We start from the raw sequence: 18,167 nt of genomic DNA on the forward strand, positions 1-18,167 counted from the left end.
AAACGGGTGCGACAACCGACGTCGCACCCGTTGAAGAAAGCTTCGTTATCAGACCGCGCGAACAGCCGCTGCCTCAGGCCGACGAGACAACAAACTCACCAGCACAAAACTCACCAGACCCACGCCGAGGCTGTAATAGATCGGCGTATTGGCGTCCAACCCATCCTTGATCATGAATGCCAGGGCCGTGACAAAACCCAGCGTCATGGACGTGATCGCACCCGAGGTGGTCGCGCGTTTCCAGAAAATCGCCCCGATCAGCGGGATCAGCATGCCGCCCACCAGCAGGTTGTAAGCCAGGGTCAAGGCGCTGATCACGTCGCTCACTACCAGGGCAATGCCCAGCACGGCGATGCCGGTCAGCAGGGTAAACAGGCGGTTGATATTCAGGCTCGACTGTTTACCACCCCGCAGGCGCGGCAGCAGGTCTTCGGTCAATACAGTGGAGGCGGCCAGCAAGCCGGCGCTGGCGGTGGACATCATCGCAGCCAGTGCGGCGGCAATCACCAGGCCGCGAATACCGTCAGGCAGCGAGACTTTGACGATGGCGGCGAAGGCGTTGTTGACGTTGTCCAGGTCCGGAAGCAGTACATGGGCGGCCATGCCGATCAGTGCACAGGCCAGGCCGTAGAGGATGCAGTAGAAACCAGCGAAGGTGCCCGCGTACTTGGCGACCTTTTCGTCACGGGCGGTGAACACTCGCTGCCAGATGTCCTGGCCGATCAGGATGCCGAAGAAGTAGATCATGAAGTAGGTGATGATGGTGTCCCAGCCGATTTCGGTGAAGCTGAAATTCGACGCGGGCAGCTTGGCCACCAGTTCGTCCCAGCCGCCGACGCGGTACAGGCAGATCGGCAACAGGATAAACATCAGGCCGACGGTCTTGATCACGAATTGCACGATGTCGGTCAGGGTCAGCGACCACATGCCGCCGATGGTCGAGTAGACCACCACCACGCCGCCGCCCACCAATACCGAGATCCAGAACGGCAGGTCGAACAGCACTTGCAGCACGGTGCCGATGGCCAGGATCGAGGTCACGCCGATCATCAGCGCGTAGGCCAGCATGATCACCGCACTGGCCTGGCGGGCCATGGGGTTGTAGCGCTTCTCCAGGACCTGGGTCACGGTGAAGATTTTCAGCTTGAGCAGCGGTTTGGCGAGGAACAGGTTCAGCGCAATGATTCCCGCGCCCAACGCGGCGCACAGCCAGAACCCGGAAATGCCGTGGACATAGCCCAGGCGTACGGTGCCAACGGTGGACGCACCACCGAGCACGGTAGCGGCCATGGTGCCCATGTACAGCGTCGGGCCCAGGTTGCGGCCGGCCACCAAGTAGTCTTCATGGGTCTTGGCGCGGCGCATGCCGTAGTAGCCGAGCACCAGCATGCCGGCGGCGTAGATGAGGACGACGAATAGATCTAAAGCCATGACGGCGGGTCTCCGATTATCTTTTTTATGGGCTATCAGGCGGCTTGTTGCATCGCCGGTTTATCGAGCGCATCCGTGCGCTTGCTACGAGAATCGTTTGGCCCGTAAACCGAAGCCGGTTCCGGAAACAGACGAAGCAAGGTCAGGTACACCACCGAGGCCAGGCCCAAGGTCACTGGCAGGCTGATGTCGATGCCATCGGCCAGGTTGCCCAGTGGCCCGACAAACTGCCCAGGCAAGTTGACGAAGCACAGCCCCACCAGCGCACTGGGAATCCAGGCGCCCAGGCCGCGCCAGTTCCAGCCATGGCTGAACCAGTAGCGTCCGCCGGTCTCACCGCGGGTGAAGACTTGCAGGTCGTCCGGGCAGTAGAAGCCTCGGCGTACGATCAGGCCGATGATCATCATCACCATCCACGGCGTGGTGCAGGTAATGATCAGCACGGCGAAGGTCGACACGCTCTGCACCAGGTTGGCGGCGAAACGTCCGATGAAGATGAAGGCAATCGACATCACACCGATCAGCAACGTCGCCTTGACCCGCGACAACAGCCGTGGGAACACGCTGGACATGTCCAGGCCGGTGCCATACAGCGAGGTGGTGCCGGTGGACATGCCGCCGATCACCGCGATCAGGCATACCGGCAGGAAGAACCAGCTTGGCGCCACCGCCAGCAGGCCGCCGACGTAGTTATTGGCTGCGATATAGTCCGGCGCTTTGATCGCCACGATGGTCGCAGTGGCCAGGCCGAACAGGAACGGAATCAGGGTCGCGATCTGCGCGGCGATTACCGCCAGCATGATCCGGCCTTTAGGCGTTTCCCGAGGGATATAGCGCGACCAGTCGCCAAGAAACGCGCCGAAGGAAATCGGGTTGCTCATGGCTACCAGTGCGGCACCGATAAAGGATGCCCAGAAGCCGGTCTGGCCGAGGCCGACGGTGCCCGCGAAGTGGCTGTCGAAAGTCGGTGCGAAGGCAAAGATCCCCAGCAAGAACAGCAAGCTCGCCGCCCACACGGCAATACGGTTGACCCACAGCATGAAGCGGAAGCCGTAGATGCACACCGTCAGTACCAGGATCGCGAATACGCCGTAAGCGAGGCCCAGGGTCAGGTCGGTTTCCGGCAAGCCAATCAGCCGTTTCGCACCACCGACCAATGCATCGCCTGAACTCCACACCGACAGTGAGAAAAACGCGATAGCGGTTAGCAGTGATAGGAACGAGCCGACAATCCGCCCGTGCACACCGAAATGCGCACCCGAAGACACTGCGTTGTTGGTGCCATTGAGCGGCCCGAACAGGCCCATGGGTGCCAGGATCACCGCGCCCACCAGCACGCCGAGGACAATCGCCCAGACGCCGGCCTGGAACGACAAGCCAAACAGCACCGGGAAGCTGCCCAGTACTGCGGTGGCAAAGGTGTTGGCACCGCCGAAAATCAGGCGAAACAAATCCTTGGGCCCGGCTGTGCGCTCATGGTCCGGGATCTGTTCGACGCCGTTGGTTTCTATGTTGCGAATACTGTTTTCGTTGTTTTTATTATTCATGATCTGCTCCGATCACATTGGCTAAGGGGGCGGCAGCCCTTCCGGCATAGCGGACAAATGTTCGTGACAGGCCAGCCACAGGCCTTTTTGTTGTTGTGTGCGCAAACCTTGTCGTTTGAAGACAATGGTCTCGCGTTCCTGGCTAAAGCTTTGCTCCCCGTTCATGCGCAGCTCGGTGGCCACGTCATGAATAAATATCGCCACGTCACCTTGCAGGTTGACGAAAGCGTTGCTTGAGGTGCAGGACAGCACCTCGAAGCCTTCATCCCGGCGCCAGCTGTCCCACAACACCTGATAGGCATCGCGACTCAGCAGCGGCTCGGGAAGGGTGTAGAACACGAAGCTGGCGTGCGCACTGAACGCGCCGAAGTAGGCGTCGCGATCATTGCGGGCGAAGGCCGACACCAGGTCGGCCGCCGCGTCCAAAACCTCGTCGCGTTCGTTCATTAGCGGTGGACCACGCCCGGCAGTACGCAGAGCATTTCGTACAGCAGGTTGGCGCCCAGCAGCGAGGTGTTGCCGGTGGTGTCATAGGGCGGCGAAACTTCTACCAGATCGCAACCAATCAGGTCCAGGCCTTGGCAGCCACGGATGATCTCGATCGCCTGGATGGTGGTCAGCCCACCGATTTCCGGGGTGCCGGTGCCAGGCGCCCAAGCCGGGTCGATGCCGTCGATGTCGAAGCTCAGATAGACCGGGCCACCGCCGACCTTCTCACGCACTTCGGCCATCAATGGCGCCAGGGAGTGGTGCCAGCATTCCTCAGCCTGGACTACGCGAAAGCCCTGCTTGCGGCTCCAGTTGAAGTCTTCAGCGGTGTAGCCCTGGGCTCGCAGGCCGATCTGCACCACGCGGTCGCAATCGAGCAGACCTTCTTCCACGGCGCGGCGGAAGGTGGTGCCGTGGGCGATTTTCTCGCCGAACATATGGTCGTTGACGTCAGCGTGGGCATCGATGTGCACCAGCCCGACCTTGCCGTGTTTCTTGTGGATCGCCCGCAGGATCGGCAGGGTGATGGTGTGGTCGCCGCCCAGGGTCAACGGAATCACATCGTGCTCAAGGATCTCATCGTAAGACTCTTCGATGATCCGCACAGCGTCCAGCAGGTTGAAGGTATTGATGGCGACATCGCCGATGTCCGCAACGGACAACGAGTCAAACGGCGCGGCGCCGGTGGCCATATTGTAGGGGCGGATCATCACCGACTCGGCGCGGATTTCACGGGGCCCGAAGCGGGTGCCGGCGCGCAGGGAGGTGCCGATATCCAGGGGCACGCCGATAAAGGCGGCATCGAGACCCTCGGCCGATTGCAAATGGGGAAGACGCATCATGGTGGCGATGCCGGCGAAGCGCGGCATTTCGTTGCCGCCCAGTGGTTGGTGGAAAATCTTGTCCACGGGATTGCCTCATCGTTGTTTTGTTTATTAGAGGCCGATTCTGCGAAATGCCGGGGAGGGGAAGAATCGCTGGGCGCAAATACTTAGTTCAGATTTTTCTAAACTAATCTCTGAGGTAGACTTTACCGATTGTTACTCGGAGCCACTCATGGCCAACGCCTTGCCCGACCTGAAACTCCTGCGCATTTTTGTCAGCGTGGTGCGGCACCAGGGGTTTGCCAACGCCCAGCACGAACTCAACCTGTCGACGTCGGCCATCAGCACCTACATGAGCCAACTGGAAGGCGCGTTGGGCCTGGTGCTGTGCCATCGCGGGCGGGGCGGTTTCAGCTTGACCAGCAAGGGCGAACTGTTCCACCAGGAAACCTTGCGTCTACTCGGCGAACTGGAAGGCTTCGAGCAATACGCCGCTGCGCTCAAGGGCGAGTTGCGCGGCACCCTCAAGCTCGGCGTGCTGGACTCCACCGTCAGCGACAAGGCCCTGCCGTTCGCCGAGGTGATCGGTGCCTACAGTCTTGAACACCCGGCGGTGCATTTGCACCTGTCGGTAATGAGCCCCTACGAACTGCAACTGGGGGTGCAGGACAATCGTCTGGACTTGGCCATCGGCGCTTTTTCCACGCGCATGAGCGGGCTGATCTACATGCCGCTCTATCGGGAGCAGCACTGGTTGTATTGCAGCACACGTCACCCGTTGTTCAACGAACGGCGCATTCCTGAACAAGTGATCACCCAGCAACGCATGGTCGGTCGTGGTTACTGGAGCCAGGCCGAACTGGCACGCCACGGCTTCAAGCACAGCGCCGCTACCGTGGAAAGTATGGAGGCGCAACTGATCCTGGTGCTGTCAGGTGCCTACATCGGCTACCTGCCGGAGCACTATGCTCAGGCCTGGGCCGACAAGGGTGACCTGCGGGTGCTGTTGCCAGCGACTTTTGGTTATCAGGCGCCGTTTTCGATGATCATGCGCCGGGGCCGCAGTCGCGAACCGCTGATCCAAACCTTCCGCGACTTGCTCAAAGCCCAGCTCAACCAGGCCTGAAAACTCATGTCCAGACCCCAATGTTCCCGCTGCCTCAGGCCGCTCACTCACTGCTTGTGTCCGCTGATCCCGAGCCTGGATAGCCGCACCCGCGTGTTGCTGCTGCAGCATCCCAGTGAGGTCAACCACGCCTTGAACACTGCGCGGTTGGCGGCGCTGGGGCTGATGAATGCGCAGTTGGTGGTGGGGGAGGTGTTTGAGAATCTGCCAGCCTTATTGAACGTACCCGGGTACCGGACGCGACTGTTGTTTCCTGCCGAGGATGCGCAACCGTTGCAGGCGTATACGCCGTCCGACGAGCCGTTGCTGTTGGTAGTGCCCGACGGTACCTGGCGCAAGGCGCGCAAATTGCTGCACCTCAACCCCTTGTTGGCGGCGTTGCCGCGAGTCACGTTGGCCGAGGGCGCCGTGTCCAGATATCGGCTGCGCAAGGCGCCGGGGCCAGGGGCGTTGTCGACGGTGGAGGCGATTGTGCAGGCGCTTCAGGTATTGGAGGCCCCCGTGTCGTTCGAGCCGTTGTTGAAGCCGTTCGAGGCGTTGATCGAAGGGCAGATCGCAGCGATGGGCGATGAGGTTTTCCAGAAAAACCATGGTCCAGGATGATTGTTTTGTTACTTATTCCATTAAGCGATAAACACCATACTTTGCGTGATATGGCCCGCCAGCGTTTGCCGGTATGATGGGCGCCCCCGCAGTCTGGATTGCGAATACGCCATGACCTTGCAGTACCCAACTATCGCCGATTGCGTCGGCAACACCCCGCTGGTCCGCTTGCAGCGCATGCCGGGCAATACGAGTAATACCTTGTTGCTCAAGCTCGAAGGGAATAACCCTGCGGGCTCGGTCAAGGACCGCCCGGCGCTGTCGATGATCACCCGCGCCGAGCTGCGTGGGCAGATCCAGCCCGGCGATACCCTGATCGAAGCCACCTCCGGTAATACCGGGATTGCCCTGGCCATGGCCGCGGCGATCAAGGGTTACAAGATGATCCTGATCATGCCCGACAACGGCAGCGCCGAGCGCAAGGCAGCGATGACCGCCTATGGCGCCGAGCTGATTCTGGTGACCCAGGAAGAAGGCATGGAGGGTGCACGCGATCTCGCCGAGCGCATGGCTGCCGAAGGCCGTGGCCAGGTGCTGGACCAGTTCGCCAACGGTGATAACCCGGAGGCGCACTACACCAGCACCGGTCCGGAGATCTGGCGCCAGACCCAAGGCACCATCACCCATTTCGTCAGTTCCATGGGCACCACCGGCACCATCATGGGCACGTCGCGCTTCCTCAAGGAGCAGAACCCCGAGATCCAGATCGTCGGTTTGCAACCCATGGAAGGTTCGGCGATCCCCGGGATTCGTCGCTGGCCGCAAGAGTACTTGCCGAAGATCTACAACGCCGAGCGCGTCGATCGCATCATCGACATGGCCCAGCGTGAAGCCGAAGACACCACCCGGCGCTTGGCCCGTGAAGAGGGCATCTTCTGCGGCGTGTCCTCAGGTGGCGCTGTGGCGGGGATGTTGCGCTTGTCCCAGGAGCTGGAAAACGCGGTGATTGTTGCGATCATCTGTGACCGTGGCGACCGTTACCTGTCGACCGGCATTTTCGACGCGCCTAACTGATGGCCAAGCACGAGAGAGGCTTGCGCTTCCAACCGACGGGCGGCAGCCGGGCCCCACAAATACCGACGGGCAAGAAACAGCGCCTGACCATCGAGCGCCTGGCCAATGACGGCCGTGGCATCGTGTTCTTCGAAGGCCGCACCTGGTTTGTGATCGGTGCACTGGCTGGCGAAGAGGTCGAGGCGCGGGTGCTGGGCGCCCATGGCAAAGTGGTCGAGGCCCGTACCGAGCGGGTGTTCAAGGCCAGCGAGTTGCGCCGTCCCGCACCCTGTGTGCATGCCGGCCGCTGTGGCGGTTGCAGCCTGCAGCACTTGCCCCACGACGAACAACTCGCCCTGAAACAGCGCATGCTCGCCGAGCAGTTGTCCCGCGTGGCGGGTGTCGAACCCCAAGAGTGGGCCGCGCCATTGAGCGGCCCGGAATTCGCCTATCGCCGTCGTGCCCGGGTGGCCGTGCGCTGGGATGCCAAGGCGAAAAAACTTGAGGTGGGTTTCCGCGCTGTCGCCAGCCAGGACATCGTCGCTATCGACGATTGCCCGGTGCTGGTACAGGCCTTGCAACCGATCATGCAGCGTTTGCCGAATATGCTACGGCGTCTGAGCAAGCCTCAGGCTCTGGGCCATGTCGAACTGTTCAGCGGATCGTCCATCGCCGTGTTGTTGCGGCACATGTCGCCGTTGTCCGAAGCGGACCTGACGATCCTGAAAGAATTTTGTACGTTCCATGAAGCGCAACTGTGGCTCCATGGCGAAGGCGAGCCGCAGCCATTCGAACCAGATCAGGCCCTGGGTTATCGGTTGGAGCGCTGGGATCTGGAGCTGGCCTATCGGCCGGGGGATTTTATCCAGGTCAACGCCGGGGTCAACGAGGCGATGGTTGCCCAGGCCCTGGAGTGGCTGGCGCCGAAGTCTGATGAACGGGTTCTGGACCTGTTTTGCGGCCTGGGCAATTTCGCCTTGCCCCTGGCGCGTCAGGTGCGGGAGGTGGTGGCGGTAGAAGGTGTGCAGGCGATGGTTGATCGTGCTGCGGCCAACGCCATCAGCAACAATTTGCATAATGTGCAGTTTTTTCAGGCCGATTTGTCCCAGCCTTTGACCGACGCAGAGTGGGCCAAAGAGGGCTTTTCTGCGGTACTCTTGGACCCACCTCGCGATGGTGCCCTGGAGGCTGTGCGCAAGCTCGCCACTCTGGGGGCCGATCGCCTGGTGTATGTGTCCTGCAACCCAGCGACGCTGGCGCGGGACACGGTCGAGTTGGTCAAGCAAGGCTACCGGCTAAAGCGTGCCGGGATCCTCGACATGTTTCCGCAGACGGCCCATGTCGAGGCCATGGCGTTATTTGAAGCGGGCTAGGATGCCTGTTTAATCCGACTGGCCTGCATCTCTGGGCCTGTGACCTGCCAGGGAGTGTGCGCAAGCTTGTTTTGTAAAGCAGGTCAGCGATGATTTTGATGCACTAAAGGTGCGTCGTAGGGAAGGTAAGCAAGATGGTACAGGTGAGAGCACACCAGCCGATCAACACCGACGGCAGTATCAATCTCGAGGCATGGCTGGATCATGCCGTCAGTGTCGACCCGGCACTGGACCGTGAAGCCTTGAAAGCAGCCTGCGAGTTCGCTCGTGAGTCTGAGCAGCAAGACAATGCGGCCAAGAACCTGTGGGCCGAAGGCACCTCAAGCTTTCGCACAGGGTTGGAAATCGCCGAGATCCTCGCCGATCTCAAGCTCGATCAGGATTCGTTGATCGCGGCCGTGCTGTATCGCGGCGTGCGCGAAGGGCATATTGCGCTGCCCACCGTCAGCCAGCGGTTTGGCGCCGTGGTCGCCAAGTTGATTGATGGTGTGGCGCGCATGGCCGCCATCAGCGCCAGCCTCAGCCCGCGTCAGTCCATGGTGATGGGCACCCAGGGCCAAGTGGAAAACCTGCGCAAGATGCTGGTAGCGATGGTCGATGACGTGCGCGTTGCCCTGATCAAACTGGCCGAGCGTACCTGCGCGATTCGTGCGGTAAAAACTGCCGACGACGAAAAGCGCAATCGCGTTGCCCGGGAAGTTTTCGATATCTACGCGCCGTTGGCCCACCGTCTGGGCATCGGTCATATCAAGTGGGAGCTGGAGGACCTGTCCTTCCGCTACCTCGAACCCGATCAATACAAACAGATCGCCACGCTGCTCCACGAGCGGCGGCTGGACCGTGAGCGCTTTATCAGTGACGTGATGGGCCAGTTGCGCTCCGAGTTGCAGGCTACTGGCGTCGAGGCTGACATCAGTGGCCGGGCCAAGCACATCTATTCCATCTGGCGCAAAATGCAGCGCAAGGGTCTGGCCTTCAGCCAGATCTACGACGTACGCGCCGTGCGGGTGCTGGTGCCGGAAATGCGCGATTGCTACACCGCGCTGGGCATCGTCCACACGCTGTGGCGGCACATTCCCAAGGAGTTCGACGACTACATCGCCAACCCCAAGGAAAACGGCTATCGCTCGTTGCACACCGCAGTGATCGGCCCCGAGGGCAAAGTGCTGGAAGTGCAGATCCGCACCCACGCCATGCACGAAGAGGCTGAGCTGGGTGTGTGTGCTCACTGGCGCTACAAGGGCACCGACGTCAAGGCCGGCTCCAACCAGTACGAAGAGAAAATCTCCTGGTTGCGCCAGGTGCTGGAATGGCACGAAGAACTCGGCGATATCGGCGGCCTGGCCGAACAGTTGCGGGTGGATATCGAACCCGATCGGGTCTACATCTTCACCCCCGACGGTCACGCCATCGACCTGCCCAAGGGCGCCACGCCGTTGGACTTTGCGTACCGCGTGCACACCGAGATCGGCCACAACTGCCGTGGCGCCAAGATCAACGGGCGCATCGTGCCGCTCAACTACAGCCTGCAGACTGGTGAACAGGTCGAGATCATCACTAGCAAGCACGGTACGCCGAGCCGCGACTGGCTGAACCCGAACCTGGGCTACATCACCACATCCCGGGCGCGGGCGAAGATTGTCCATTGGTTCAAGTTGCAGGCGCGTGATCAAAACGTCGCGGCCGGCAAGACCTTGCTCGAGCGCGAGCTGGCACGTCTGGGGCTGCCGCAGGTCGACTTCGACAAGCTGGCCGAAAAGGCCAACATGAAGATCGCCGAAGACATGTTCGCCGCCCTCGGTGCCGGCGATTTGCGCCTGGCGCAGTTGGTCAACCTGGCCCAGCAGTTGGTGGAGCCGGAGCGTGGCAGCGAGCAGTTGGAACTGATCCCGCGCAAGGCCACGGGCTACAAACCGGGCAAACGTGGTGATATCCAGATCCAGGGCGTCGGCAACCTGATGACGCAAATGGCTGGCTGCTGCCAGCCGCTTCCGGGCGACGCAATCGTCGGTTACATCACCCAAGGCCGTGGGGTGAGCATTCACCGTCAGGATTGTGCCTCGGTGTTGCAGCTGGGCGGGCGTGAGCCGGAGCGGATCATCCAGGTCAGTTGGGGCCCGGTGCCGGTGCTCACCTATCCGGTGGACATCGTCATTCGCGCCTACGATCGCTCCGGTCTACTGCGGGATGTGTCGCAAGTGCTGCTCAATGAGCGGATCAACGTATTGGCGGTCAATACACGCTCGAACAAGGAGGACAACACCGCGTTGATGTCCCTGACCATCGAGATTCCGGGGCTGGACGCGCTGGGACGGCTGCTGGGGCGTATTTCCCAGTTGCCGAACATCATTGAGACCCGGCGCAACCGGACGCCTTGAGTAGTGGGATGAGCGCGCACTAGTGTGGGAACAGGCTTGTGTGGGAGCCGGGCTTGCCCGCGATGCAGGCGCCTCGGTGTATCAGATACACCGAGTCGATGCCGTCGCAGGCAAGCCAGCTCCCACAAGCCCGCTCCCACATTTGAGCTTCAGCGTTCCCATTTCAGCGGACAGAGATTGATTGATGTATTCACTTGAAGACTTGCTGCACCTGATGAGCCGCCTGCGGGACCCGCAATACGGTTGCCCGTGGGACATCAAGCAAACCTACGCCACCATTGTTCCGCACACCCTGGAAGAAGCCTACGAAGTCGCCGATGCCATCGAGCGCGGGGATTTTGATCACCTGCAAGGTGAGTTAGGCGACCTGTTGTTTCAGGTCGTGTATTACAGCCAACTGGCACGGGAAGAAGGGCGTTTCGAGTTTGCCGGGGTGATCGACAGCATCACCCGCAAGCTGATTCGTCGTCACCCCCATGTGTTCCCGACGGGAGATCTGTACGCACCGCTGGATATCCCACAGTTAAGTGAAGAACAGGTCAAGGTACGTTGGGAGGAGATCAAAGCTGAGGAGAGGGCAGAAAAGTCCGATACACCTGAGCAGTTATCCTTGCTCGACGATGTGCCCACAACCTTGCCCGCTTTGTCCCGCGCAGCCAAATTGCAAAAACGCGCAGGGCAAGTCGGTTTCGATTGGCCAGCGGCGTTGCCGGTAGTGGATAACGTGCGCGAAGAGCTGGATGAAGTACTTGAAGCCATGGCCGATAACGACCCGGCGGCTATCGCTGATGAAGTCGGTGACCTGCTGTTTGCGGCGGTCAACCTGGCTCGTCATCTCAAGGTTGACCCGGAAACCGCCCTGCGCGGCGCCAATGCCAAATTCGAACGACGTTTCCGATTTATCGAACAGGCATTGCGCGAGACCCACCGTCCCATAGAAGATTGCACCCTCGAAGAGTTGGACGCCCTGTGGGGCGAAGCCAAACGTCAGGAAAAGAATGTGTCCAGCTGCGGTTGAGCAGTTGCCTAAGTGAGTAAGCACCATGAGCCTTTCCCTTCGCGACCAGTTGCTCAAAGCAGGTCTGGTCAATCAAAAGCAGGCCAAGCAGGTCGGCAAGGATAAACAGAAACAGCAGCGTCTGGTCCATAAAGGCCAGGTCGAAGCTGATGACACCCAGGCGCGTCTGGCCATTGAGGCGCAGGCCGAGAAGGTCAAGCGTGACCAGGAACTGAACCGCCTGCAGCAGGAAAAGGCCGAGGCCAAAGCGCGCACAGCTCAGGTCAAGCAATTGATCGAAACCTCGCGCTTGCCGAAGTTGACCACCGAGGATTACTACAACTTCGTCGATGACAAGAAGGTCAAGCGCCTGTCGGTCAACACATTGATGCGCAATAAGCTGAGCAACGGCTCCCTGGCGATTGTCCATCACGGTGGCGGTTACGAAGTGATTCCGCGTGAGGCGGCGCTGAAGATTCAGGAGCGGGCGCCAGAGCGAATTGTCCAACTCAACATCCTGACCGAGAGCCAGGTGCCGGATGAGGATGATCCGTATGCGGCCTACCAGATCCCTGATGATCTGATGTGGTAAGGCAACATTGTGGCGAGGGGGCTTGCCCCCGTTGGGTTGCGCAGCATCCCCAGTAGGCCCATAAAACAACAAACCCCGCTCAACGGCGGGGTTTTTGTTTGCCGGTACCGCGGCTGCGTGGGCCGGGTACCAGCGGGATTTCAATGCTTCAGGAGCTTTGCGCCTGGCGTTTCATCTCTAGGGTTTCGAGCTCGCTTTTATAATTGTGGGCATCGATTTCGGAGTGAAACATACCTACCAGCAGGTCTTGTTGATGTACATCCCAGATACGGATGCCATTGGCTACGCCTTCATGGGACATATGTGCATCGTCGCGTTCAGTTACTTTTACAGTCATCTGCTTGCTCCAATCTCTGGTTGATCTGCGGCAAGGCGTCGCAGGCCTTTGTTATATGGTTTGTTAGCTTGCTAAGTAAATAAGCAAAAAGTGCAACAGACCTTTACTGAAATTGGAACAGTCCTTCAGCCCCCGAAAACCGCGACATTGCGTCGCAGGCGGTTGAGTTTTATGACAAAAGTTTCATGTTTGCGTCATTTGAGAGGAGAGGAGAGGAGAGGAGAGGAGAGGCTGTGGCGAGCGGGCTTGCCCGCGTTGGGCTGCGTAGCAGCCCCAGTACCTTATTCCCAACCTGTTTGAATAGCGCGCGGTGCTTACTGGGGTCGCTTCGTGCCCCAACGCGGGCAAGCCCGCTCGCCACATGAGGCGAAAAAAAGCCCCGCATTCAGCGAGGCTCTCTATATCGATAGCGGTGGATCAGCTGCCTTTGACAGCCTTGCCGTCCACAGTACCGTCTTGCAGCATGATGTTGTATTCCTTGCCGTCGGTTTCTACCTGACGCAGGGCAACCAGGATGCCGCCCCAGTCCTTGGCAAACCACATCTGGGTAATGCGCTTGGTTTGTGTCGGGTCACGCACACGCTCGACCTTGATGGCATCAATGGAGCCTGCCTTGGTCTGGACCTTTTCCGGGCCGATCACGCGGAAATCATAGGTGTCTGTATCGGTGCCTTCGGCCACCCGATAGCTCATGCTTTTCTTGCCAGCGGCGACATCACGCTGCAAAACCAACTGGTAGGTGGACTTGTCCAGCATCCCGCTTTCCAGTGGGAGGTTGACCGCGTCCTTGTTTTCAAAACCGGTGACCTTGTTGGCGGTCCAGTCGAAATCCAGGTTGATCTTCTTCGTCTTGCCCAGGCCACCTCGTTCGAAGGTGTAGCTCTGTGGCTGCAGGGCATTTTTGTCGAGACGGATGACGCTGGTCTCGGTCAGGCTGGCGATCATCATGGAAGCCTTGAAATTCAAGGTCCAGGTGCCGTTGTCATTCTTGGTCAGGCTGCGTTCGGCCGAACCACTCATGGGCAACTGTTTCCAGTCGGCGGTGTAGCTGGCGGAGAACGGTTGAAGGTCTGCCGCTTGCACGGCAGGCAAGGCAAACAGCGCAAAAGCGAAGAGCAGGGCGCGACGCATAAAATCTCCTAGGTTCGAATCAAGTGGCCGCTGGCCGCGAGTAACTGACCGTCCAATAATGCACCCTGTTCACTGAGAATCAACCGCTCCTCAGCGAACCAGCGAACAGCCAACGGGTAAATCCTGTGTTCCTGGGTATGAACCCGTTGCGCAAGCGTCTGCGCAGAGTCCGCAGACTCTACCGGAACTACTGCCTGTACGACCAGAGGCCCGCCATCGAGTTCCTCGGTGACGAAGTGCACGCTGCAGCCGTGCTCCGCATCGCCGGCCTCAAGGGCGCGTTGGTGCGTATGTAACCCTTTGTATTTGGGCAGCAGGGAAGGGTGGATATTCAGCAGGCGCCCCTGGTAATGCCGCACGAAGTCAGCGCTGAGAATGCGCATGAAACCGGCCAGGACCACGAGCTTGGGGTTAAAGGCGTCGATCAGTTCGATCAAGGCTGTATCGAAGGCCTCGCGGCCTTCGAAAGCCTTGTGATCCAGGGAGCGGGTATCGATACCGGCGTCCCTGGCGCGTTGCAGGCCGTAGGCGTCGCTGCGGTTGGAAATCACCGCAGCGATGCGCACAGGGCTATCGCCCGTGCGCGTGCTGTCGATCAAGGCCTGCAAGTTACTGCCGGTGCCGGAGAGCAGCACCACGACATCACAGGTTGCGGGCATCCGCTCTTGCATCAATGTGCCTTAAGGTTTTTCAGTTCAACCTGAGCTGCGCCTTCGGCGGCAGTTGCGATCTGGCCGATGACCCATGGCTGCTCGCCGGCTTCACGCAGGACGTTCAACGCGGTTTCAACGTGCTCTTGAGCTACGCAGATCACCATGCCTACACCGCAGTTCAGCACGCGGTGCATTTCGGTTTCGTTGACGTTGCCTTTCTCTTGCAGCCAGTCGAATACCGCCGGACGCTGCCAGCTGGCCACGTCGACAATTGCCTGGGCGCCTTTAGGCAGTACGCGTGGGATGTTGTCCAGCAGGCCGCCACCGGTGATGTGGGCCATAGCTTTGACGGCGCCGGTGTCTTTGATCAGCTTGAGCAACGGCTTGACGTAGATACGGGTCGGGGCCATCAGCAGATCGGTCAGTGGCTTGCCGTCGAGCTGGATGTTTTCGATGTCTGCACCGGACACTTCGATGATCTTGCGGATCAGCGAGTAGCCGTTGGAGTGCGGGCCGGACGATGGCAGGGCCAGCAGGGCGTCACCGGCAGCCACTTTGGAGCCGTCGATGATTTCGGATTTTTCCACAACGCCGACGCAGAAGCCGGCCAGGTCGTAATCTTCGCCTTCGTACATACCTGGCATTTCAGCGGTTTCGCCGCCGACCAGGGAGCAACCGGACAGCTCACAGCCTGCGCCGATGCCTGTTACCACCTGGGTGGCGGTTTCGACGTTGAGCTTGCCGGTGGCGTAGTAGTCGAGGAAGAACAGTGGCTCGGCACCGCAGACCACTAGGTCGTTGACGCACATGGCGACCAGATCGATGCCGATGCTGTCGTGCTTGTTCAGGTTCAGTGCCAGGCGCAGCTTGGTGCCCACGCCGTCGGTGCCGGACACCAGGACAGGCTGCTTGTAACCGGCCGGGATTTCGCAGAGGGCGCCAAAACCGCCCAGGCCGCCCATGACTTCGGGGCGCGCAGTGCGCTTGGCGACGCTCTTGATGCGTTCGACCAATGCTTCACCGGCGTCGATGTCTACACCGGCGTCCTTGTAGCTCAGGGAGGGTTGCTTGCTCATGATCCAGGCCTTTAGGGGGGATTCAGGGGTAACGACCGAATGGCGCGGGGCACTTGGAAAAATGCCCAGACGTTGCCGGTCTGCGAAGGCGCGCGATTTTATCAGGCTTGAGGGGCAGCGGCCATCCTCGGGCCGACGGGCAGGGGCATATGGTGTTAAAAAAAACGCTAATCGACGCGCTTCGAGGCTGTATTAAGGTATAGCCTTTAACCGGCTATCGTTATGACAGTACGAAAACTTACCAAGACCCTGTGAATGTTTTACTGCTTGCTGTGGTCACAGCCTTGCCAAGCGGTCTTCATTTGGTCTGTTCCAGCCGTTTTTTGTGTCGGGAATCTTCCATGCGTCTGTGTAAATTCTTCTTTGTGGGCTGTTTGTCATTGGTCAGCCTGGCGAGTCATGCCGAAACCCTCCATGGCCTTTATCAAGTATTGGAACCGGTCAGCGGCCAGTCTCCGGATGAGCGCGCCCAAGCGACACAGCGCGCCCTGGAGACCCTGGTCATCCGCTTGACTGGTGACGCCAAGGCCGCTCAAGGCCCGGGCCTGGCGGAGATTCGCAAAGACCCGCAACAGATCATCAGCCAGTACGGTTATGACGCAGGGCCACCCGAAAGCCTGCAGGTGGATTTCGATCCGGTCAGCACCGATCGCGCCTTGCGCGGGGCGGGTTTGGCATTGTGGGGCAGTAATCGGCCGTCGATCCTTGGCTGGTGGCTGAATGACTCCACCGAGGGCAGCAGTCTGGTGGGTGATGGCCAAGCCATCGCCCAGCCGTTGCGGCGTGCAGCTCAGCACCGGGGTTTGCCGCTGCGCCTGCCCCTGGGCGATCTGGATGAGCAGATTGTTGCCACCGCGCCCAACCTTGAAAGCCCGGATGCGACGCCATTACGAGCGGCGTCCGAGCGTTATGGCGCTGATGCGTTGCTGGCGGTGCACGCCCGTGAAGATGGCGGCCAGTGGCAGGCCAAATGGCGACTGTGGTTGGGTGACAAAAGTGAGCAGGGCACCGCGCAGGCGGCTGATACCGCAGCTCTCGCCGATGCCGTATTGCTGGCAGTCAGCGAGCGCCTGGCACCGCGCTTTGCGGTCAAACCTGGGGTAAGCAGTGAACAATTGCTGGAAGTGCAGGGCATGAACCTGGAGCGCTACGCCGCTTTAGGCCGCTTGCTTGAGCCTTTTGGCGGGCACCCTTTGCGGGTGGATGGCAGTCGTATTGTCTACCGGGTCAATGGCAGTGCCGACCAGTTGCGTACGCAGTTGAGCCTAGCCAAATTGCAGGAGGTTCCGGCGGGTGAAACCCCGGCACCTGTGCAGCAACCCGCTGTAGACGGTGCGCAGCCAGCACCGGCAGAGCCGCAGGCGCAGTTACGTTTTCGCTGGTAAATGTTCTTCCTTATATAGCAGCAACTGAAAAATGGAGTGGGTTATGGCGGATACGCGTCGTTGGGTGTGGCTTGGCGGGATCGTCCTGCTGTGTGTGTTTGTATTTTTGCTGCATTCGATCCTGACGCCGTTCCTGGTCGCCTTGTTGCTGGCCTATCTGTTCGATCCGGTGGTGGATCGCCTGGAGAAGGCTGGCCTGTCGCGGACGTGGGGCGTGGTGACGGTGTTTGCGCTGTTCACCCTGATCATCATGGCGCTGCTGCTGGTGTTGGTGCCGATGCTGGCCAAGCAGTTGTTTCGCCTTTATGAACTGGCGCCGCAAATGCTCGACTGGCTGCAGCACACTGCCATGCCTTGGGCCCAAACCAAGCTAGGCCTGGCTGATGGCTTCTGGAAGTTCGACAAGGTCAAGGCCGCCATCAGTGAGCATATGGGCCAGACCACGGACATTGTCAGCGTGGTGCTCAGCCAGGCCACGGCGTCCAGCCTGGCGTTGATTGGCTGGTTGACTAACCTGGTGCTGATTCCGGTGGTGGCGTTCTACCTGCTGCGGGACTGGGACATCATGATGGCGAAGATCCGCAGTCTGCTGCCCCGTAACCGCGAAGAGCGCATCGTGTCTCTGGCCGAGGAGTGTCACGAAGTGCTTGGTGCTTTCGTCCGTGGTCAGTTGCTGGTGATGCTCGCCCTGGGGATCATCTATGCCGCTGGGCTGATGGCTATCGGCCTTGAGCTGGGGCTGTTGATTGGCCTGATTGCGGGCTTGGCAGCGATTGTGCCGTACATGGGCTTTGTCATCGGTATTGGCGCGGCGCTGGTGGCCGGGTTGTTCCAGTTTGGTGGCGACTTGTATCCGATGCTGGGGATTGTCGCGGTGTTTATGGTTGGCCAAGCCCTGGAGGGCATGGTGTTGACGCCGTTGCTGGTAGGGGATCGGATCGGCTTGCACCCCGTGGCGGTGATCTTTGCGATCCTGGCTGGCGGCGAGTTGTTCGGTTTTACCGGTATCTTGCTGGCGCTGCCGGTGGCGGCGGTGATCATGGTGCTGGTGCGCCATGTGCATGATTTGTATAAAGACTCGGATATCTACGCTGGCGTCGACGAGCCTGACTTATAAATCCAAGGCTTGGCTCCCTCTTTCAAACCCGGCCTGGCGCCGGGTTTGTTGTTGATGGAGCCTGGGCATTTGGCCATCGCGTCAAACAATCTCCACGAAATCCAACGAGTTAACG

The 18,167-nt window shown here is 60.0% G+C and carries 17 protein-coding genes; 9 read left to right on the forward strand and 8 right to left on the reverse strand.

Annotated features, from left to right (window positions below; all coding sequences use genetic code 11):
* Positions 1–48: 48 nt before the first annotated feature.
* Genes HKK55_RS03815 through speB form a run of 4 tightly spaced genes read right to left on the reverse strand, consistent with a single transcriptional unit; the run spans position 49 to position 4,375 of the window.
* Positions 49–1,431 carry a sodium:solute symporter gene (locus tag HKK55_RS03815; protein ID WP_155583365.1) on the reverse strand — a complete coding sequence of 461 codons (1,383 nt, stop codon included), beginning with the start codon at positions 1,429–1,431 and terminating at the stop codon, positions 49–51.
* Positions 1,432–1,466: 35 nt separating this feature from the next.
* Positions 1,467–2,978: a cytosine permease gene (locus tag HKK55_RS03820; protein ID WP_169353438.1), complete on the reverse strand. Its 1,512-nt coding sequence runs from the start codon at positions 2,976–2,978 to the stop codon at positions 1,467–1,469.
* Positions 2,979–2,999: 21 nt separating this feature from the next.
* Complete coding sequence (locus HKK55_RS03825; RefSeq protein WP_169353439.1) at positions 3,000–3,425, reverse strand: nuclear transport factor 2 family protein; 426 nt, start codon at positions 3,423–3,425, stop codon at positions 3,000–3,002.
* Positions 3,425–4,375, reverse strand: coding sequence for an agmatinase (speB, locus tag HKK55_RS03830; RefSeq protein WP_169353440.1), 951 nt, complete (start codon positions 4,373–4,375; stop codon positions 3,425–3,427). Before speB ends, HKK55_RS03825 begins: the two co-directional genes overlap by 1 nt.
* A gap of 148 nt (positions 4,376–4,523) precedes the next feature.
* Between speB and HKK55_RS03835 the strand changes: the two genes are divergently transcribed.
* The 7 genes from HKK55_RS03835 to HKK55_RS03865 all read left to right on the forward strand — a co-directional run bounded on the left by HKK55_RS03835 (position 4,524) and on the right by HKK55_RS03865 (position 12,353).
* Complete coding sequence (locus HKK55_RS03835; protein ID WP_155583362.1) at positions 4,524–5,417, forward strand: LysR family transcriptional regulator; 894 nt, start codon at positions 4,524–4,526, stop codon at positions 5,415–5,417.
* Between the two features lie 6 nt (positions 5,418–5,423).
* Positions 5,424–6,020, forward strand: a complete 597-nt coding sequence (locus tag HKK55_RS03840) for a tRNA-uridine aminocarboxypropyltransferase (protein WP_169353441.1) — start codon at positions 5,424–5,426, stop codon at positions 6,018–6,020.
* 111 nt (positions 6,021–6,131) lie between these two features.
* Positions 6,132–7,034 (forward strand): cysteine synthase CysM, encoded by a 903-nt coding sequence (gene cysM / locus HKK55_RS03845; RefSeq protein ID WP_169353442.1) that lies wholly within the window; start codon positions 6,132–6,134, stop codon positions 7,032–7,034.
* A complete protein-coding gene (rlmD, locus tag HKK55_RS03850; protein ID WP_169353443.1) occupies positions 7,034–8,386 on the forward strand; it encodes a 23S rRNA (uracil(1939)-C(5))-methyltransferase RlmD in 1,353 nt (450 codons plus the stop codon). The genes cysM and rlmD overlap by 1 nt, the downstream gene beginning before the upstream one ends.
* A 134-nt stretch (positions 8,387–8,520) precedes the next feature.
* The gene (relA, locus tag HKK55_RS03855) at positions 8,521–10,764 is read left to right on the forward strand and encodes a GTP diphosphokinase (RefSeq protein WP_155583358.1); all 2,244 of its coding nucleotides are present in this window, start codon (positions 8,521–8,523) and stop codon (positions 10,762–10,764) included.
* Between the two features lie 184 nt (positions 10,765–10,948).
* The gene (gene mazG, locus HKK55_RS03860; RefSeq protein WP_169353444.1) at positions 10,949–11,782 is read left to right on the forward strand and encodes a nucleoside triphosphate pyrophosphohydrolase; all 834 of its coding nucleotides are present in this window, start codon (positions 10,949–10,951) and stop codon (positions 11,780–11,782) included.
* 25 nt (positions 11,783–11,807) lie between these two features.
* A complete protein-coding gene (locus HKK55_RS03865; RefSeq protein WP_169353445.1) occupies positions 11,808–12,353 on the forward strand; it encodes a DUF2058 domain-containing protein in 546 nt (181 codons plus the stop codon).
* Between the two features lie 148 nt (positions 12,354–12,501).
* Here the strand turns inward: HKK55_RS03865 and HKK55_RS03870 are convergent, their stop codons facing one another.
* From HKK55_RS03870 to purM, 4 genes are all read right to left on the reverse strand, one after another.
* The gene (locus HKK55_RS03870) at positions 12,502–12,690 is read right to left on the reverse strand and encodes a hypothetical protein (protein ID WP_169353446.1); all 189 of its coding nucleotides are present in this window, start codon (positions 12,688–12,690) and stop codon (positions 12,502–12,504) included.
* 417 nt (positions 12,691–13,107) lie between these two features.
* A complete protein-coding gene (locus tag HKK55_RS03875; RefSeq protein ID WP_169353447.1) occupies positions 13,108–13,821 on the reverse strand; it encodes a DUF3108 domain-containing protein in 714 nt (237 codons plus the stop codon).
* An 8-nt stretch (positions 13,822–13,829) separates the two neighbouring features.
* Positions 13,830–14,480: a phosphoribosylglycinamide formyltransferase gene (purN, locus tag HKK55_RS03880; protein ID WP_169353448.1), complete on the reverse strand. Its 651-nt coding sequence runs from the start codon at positions 14,478–14,480 to the stop codon at positions 13,830–13,832.
* An 11-nt stretch (positions 14,481–14,491) separates the two neighbouring features.
* Complete coding sequence (purM, locus tag HKK55_RS03885; RefSeq protein ID WP_124359311.1) at positions 14,492–15,550, reverse strand: phosphoribosylformylglycinamidine cyclo-ligase; 1,059 nt, start codon at positions 15,548–15,550, stop codon at positions 14,492–14,494.
* 341 nt (positions 15,551–15,891) lie between these two features.
* Here purM and HKK55_RS03890 point away from each other — a divergent pair, with 341 nt between their 5' ends.
* Positions 15,892–16,935 (forward strand): DUF2066 domain-containing protein, encoded by a 1,044-nt coding sequence (locus HKK55_RS03890; RefSeq protein WP_169353449.1) that lies wholly within the window; start codon positions 15,892–15,894, stop codon positions 16,933–16,935.
* Between the two features lie 43 nt (positions 16,936–16,978).
* The gene (locus tag HKK55_RS03895; protein WP_169353450.1) at positions 16,979–18,052 is read left to right on the forward strand and encodes an AI-2E family transporter; all 1,074 of its coding nucleotides are present in this window, start codon (positions 16,979–16,981) and stop codon (positions 18,050–18,052) included.
* The last annotated feature ends 115 nt before the right edge of the window (positions 18,053–18,167 follow it).

This window comes from Pseudomonas sp. ADAK18 (genome assembly GCF_012935695.1).
Lineage (GTDB): Bacteria > Pseudomonadota > Gammaproteobacteria > Pseudomonadales > Pseudomonadaceae > Aquipseudomonas.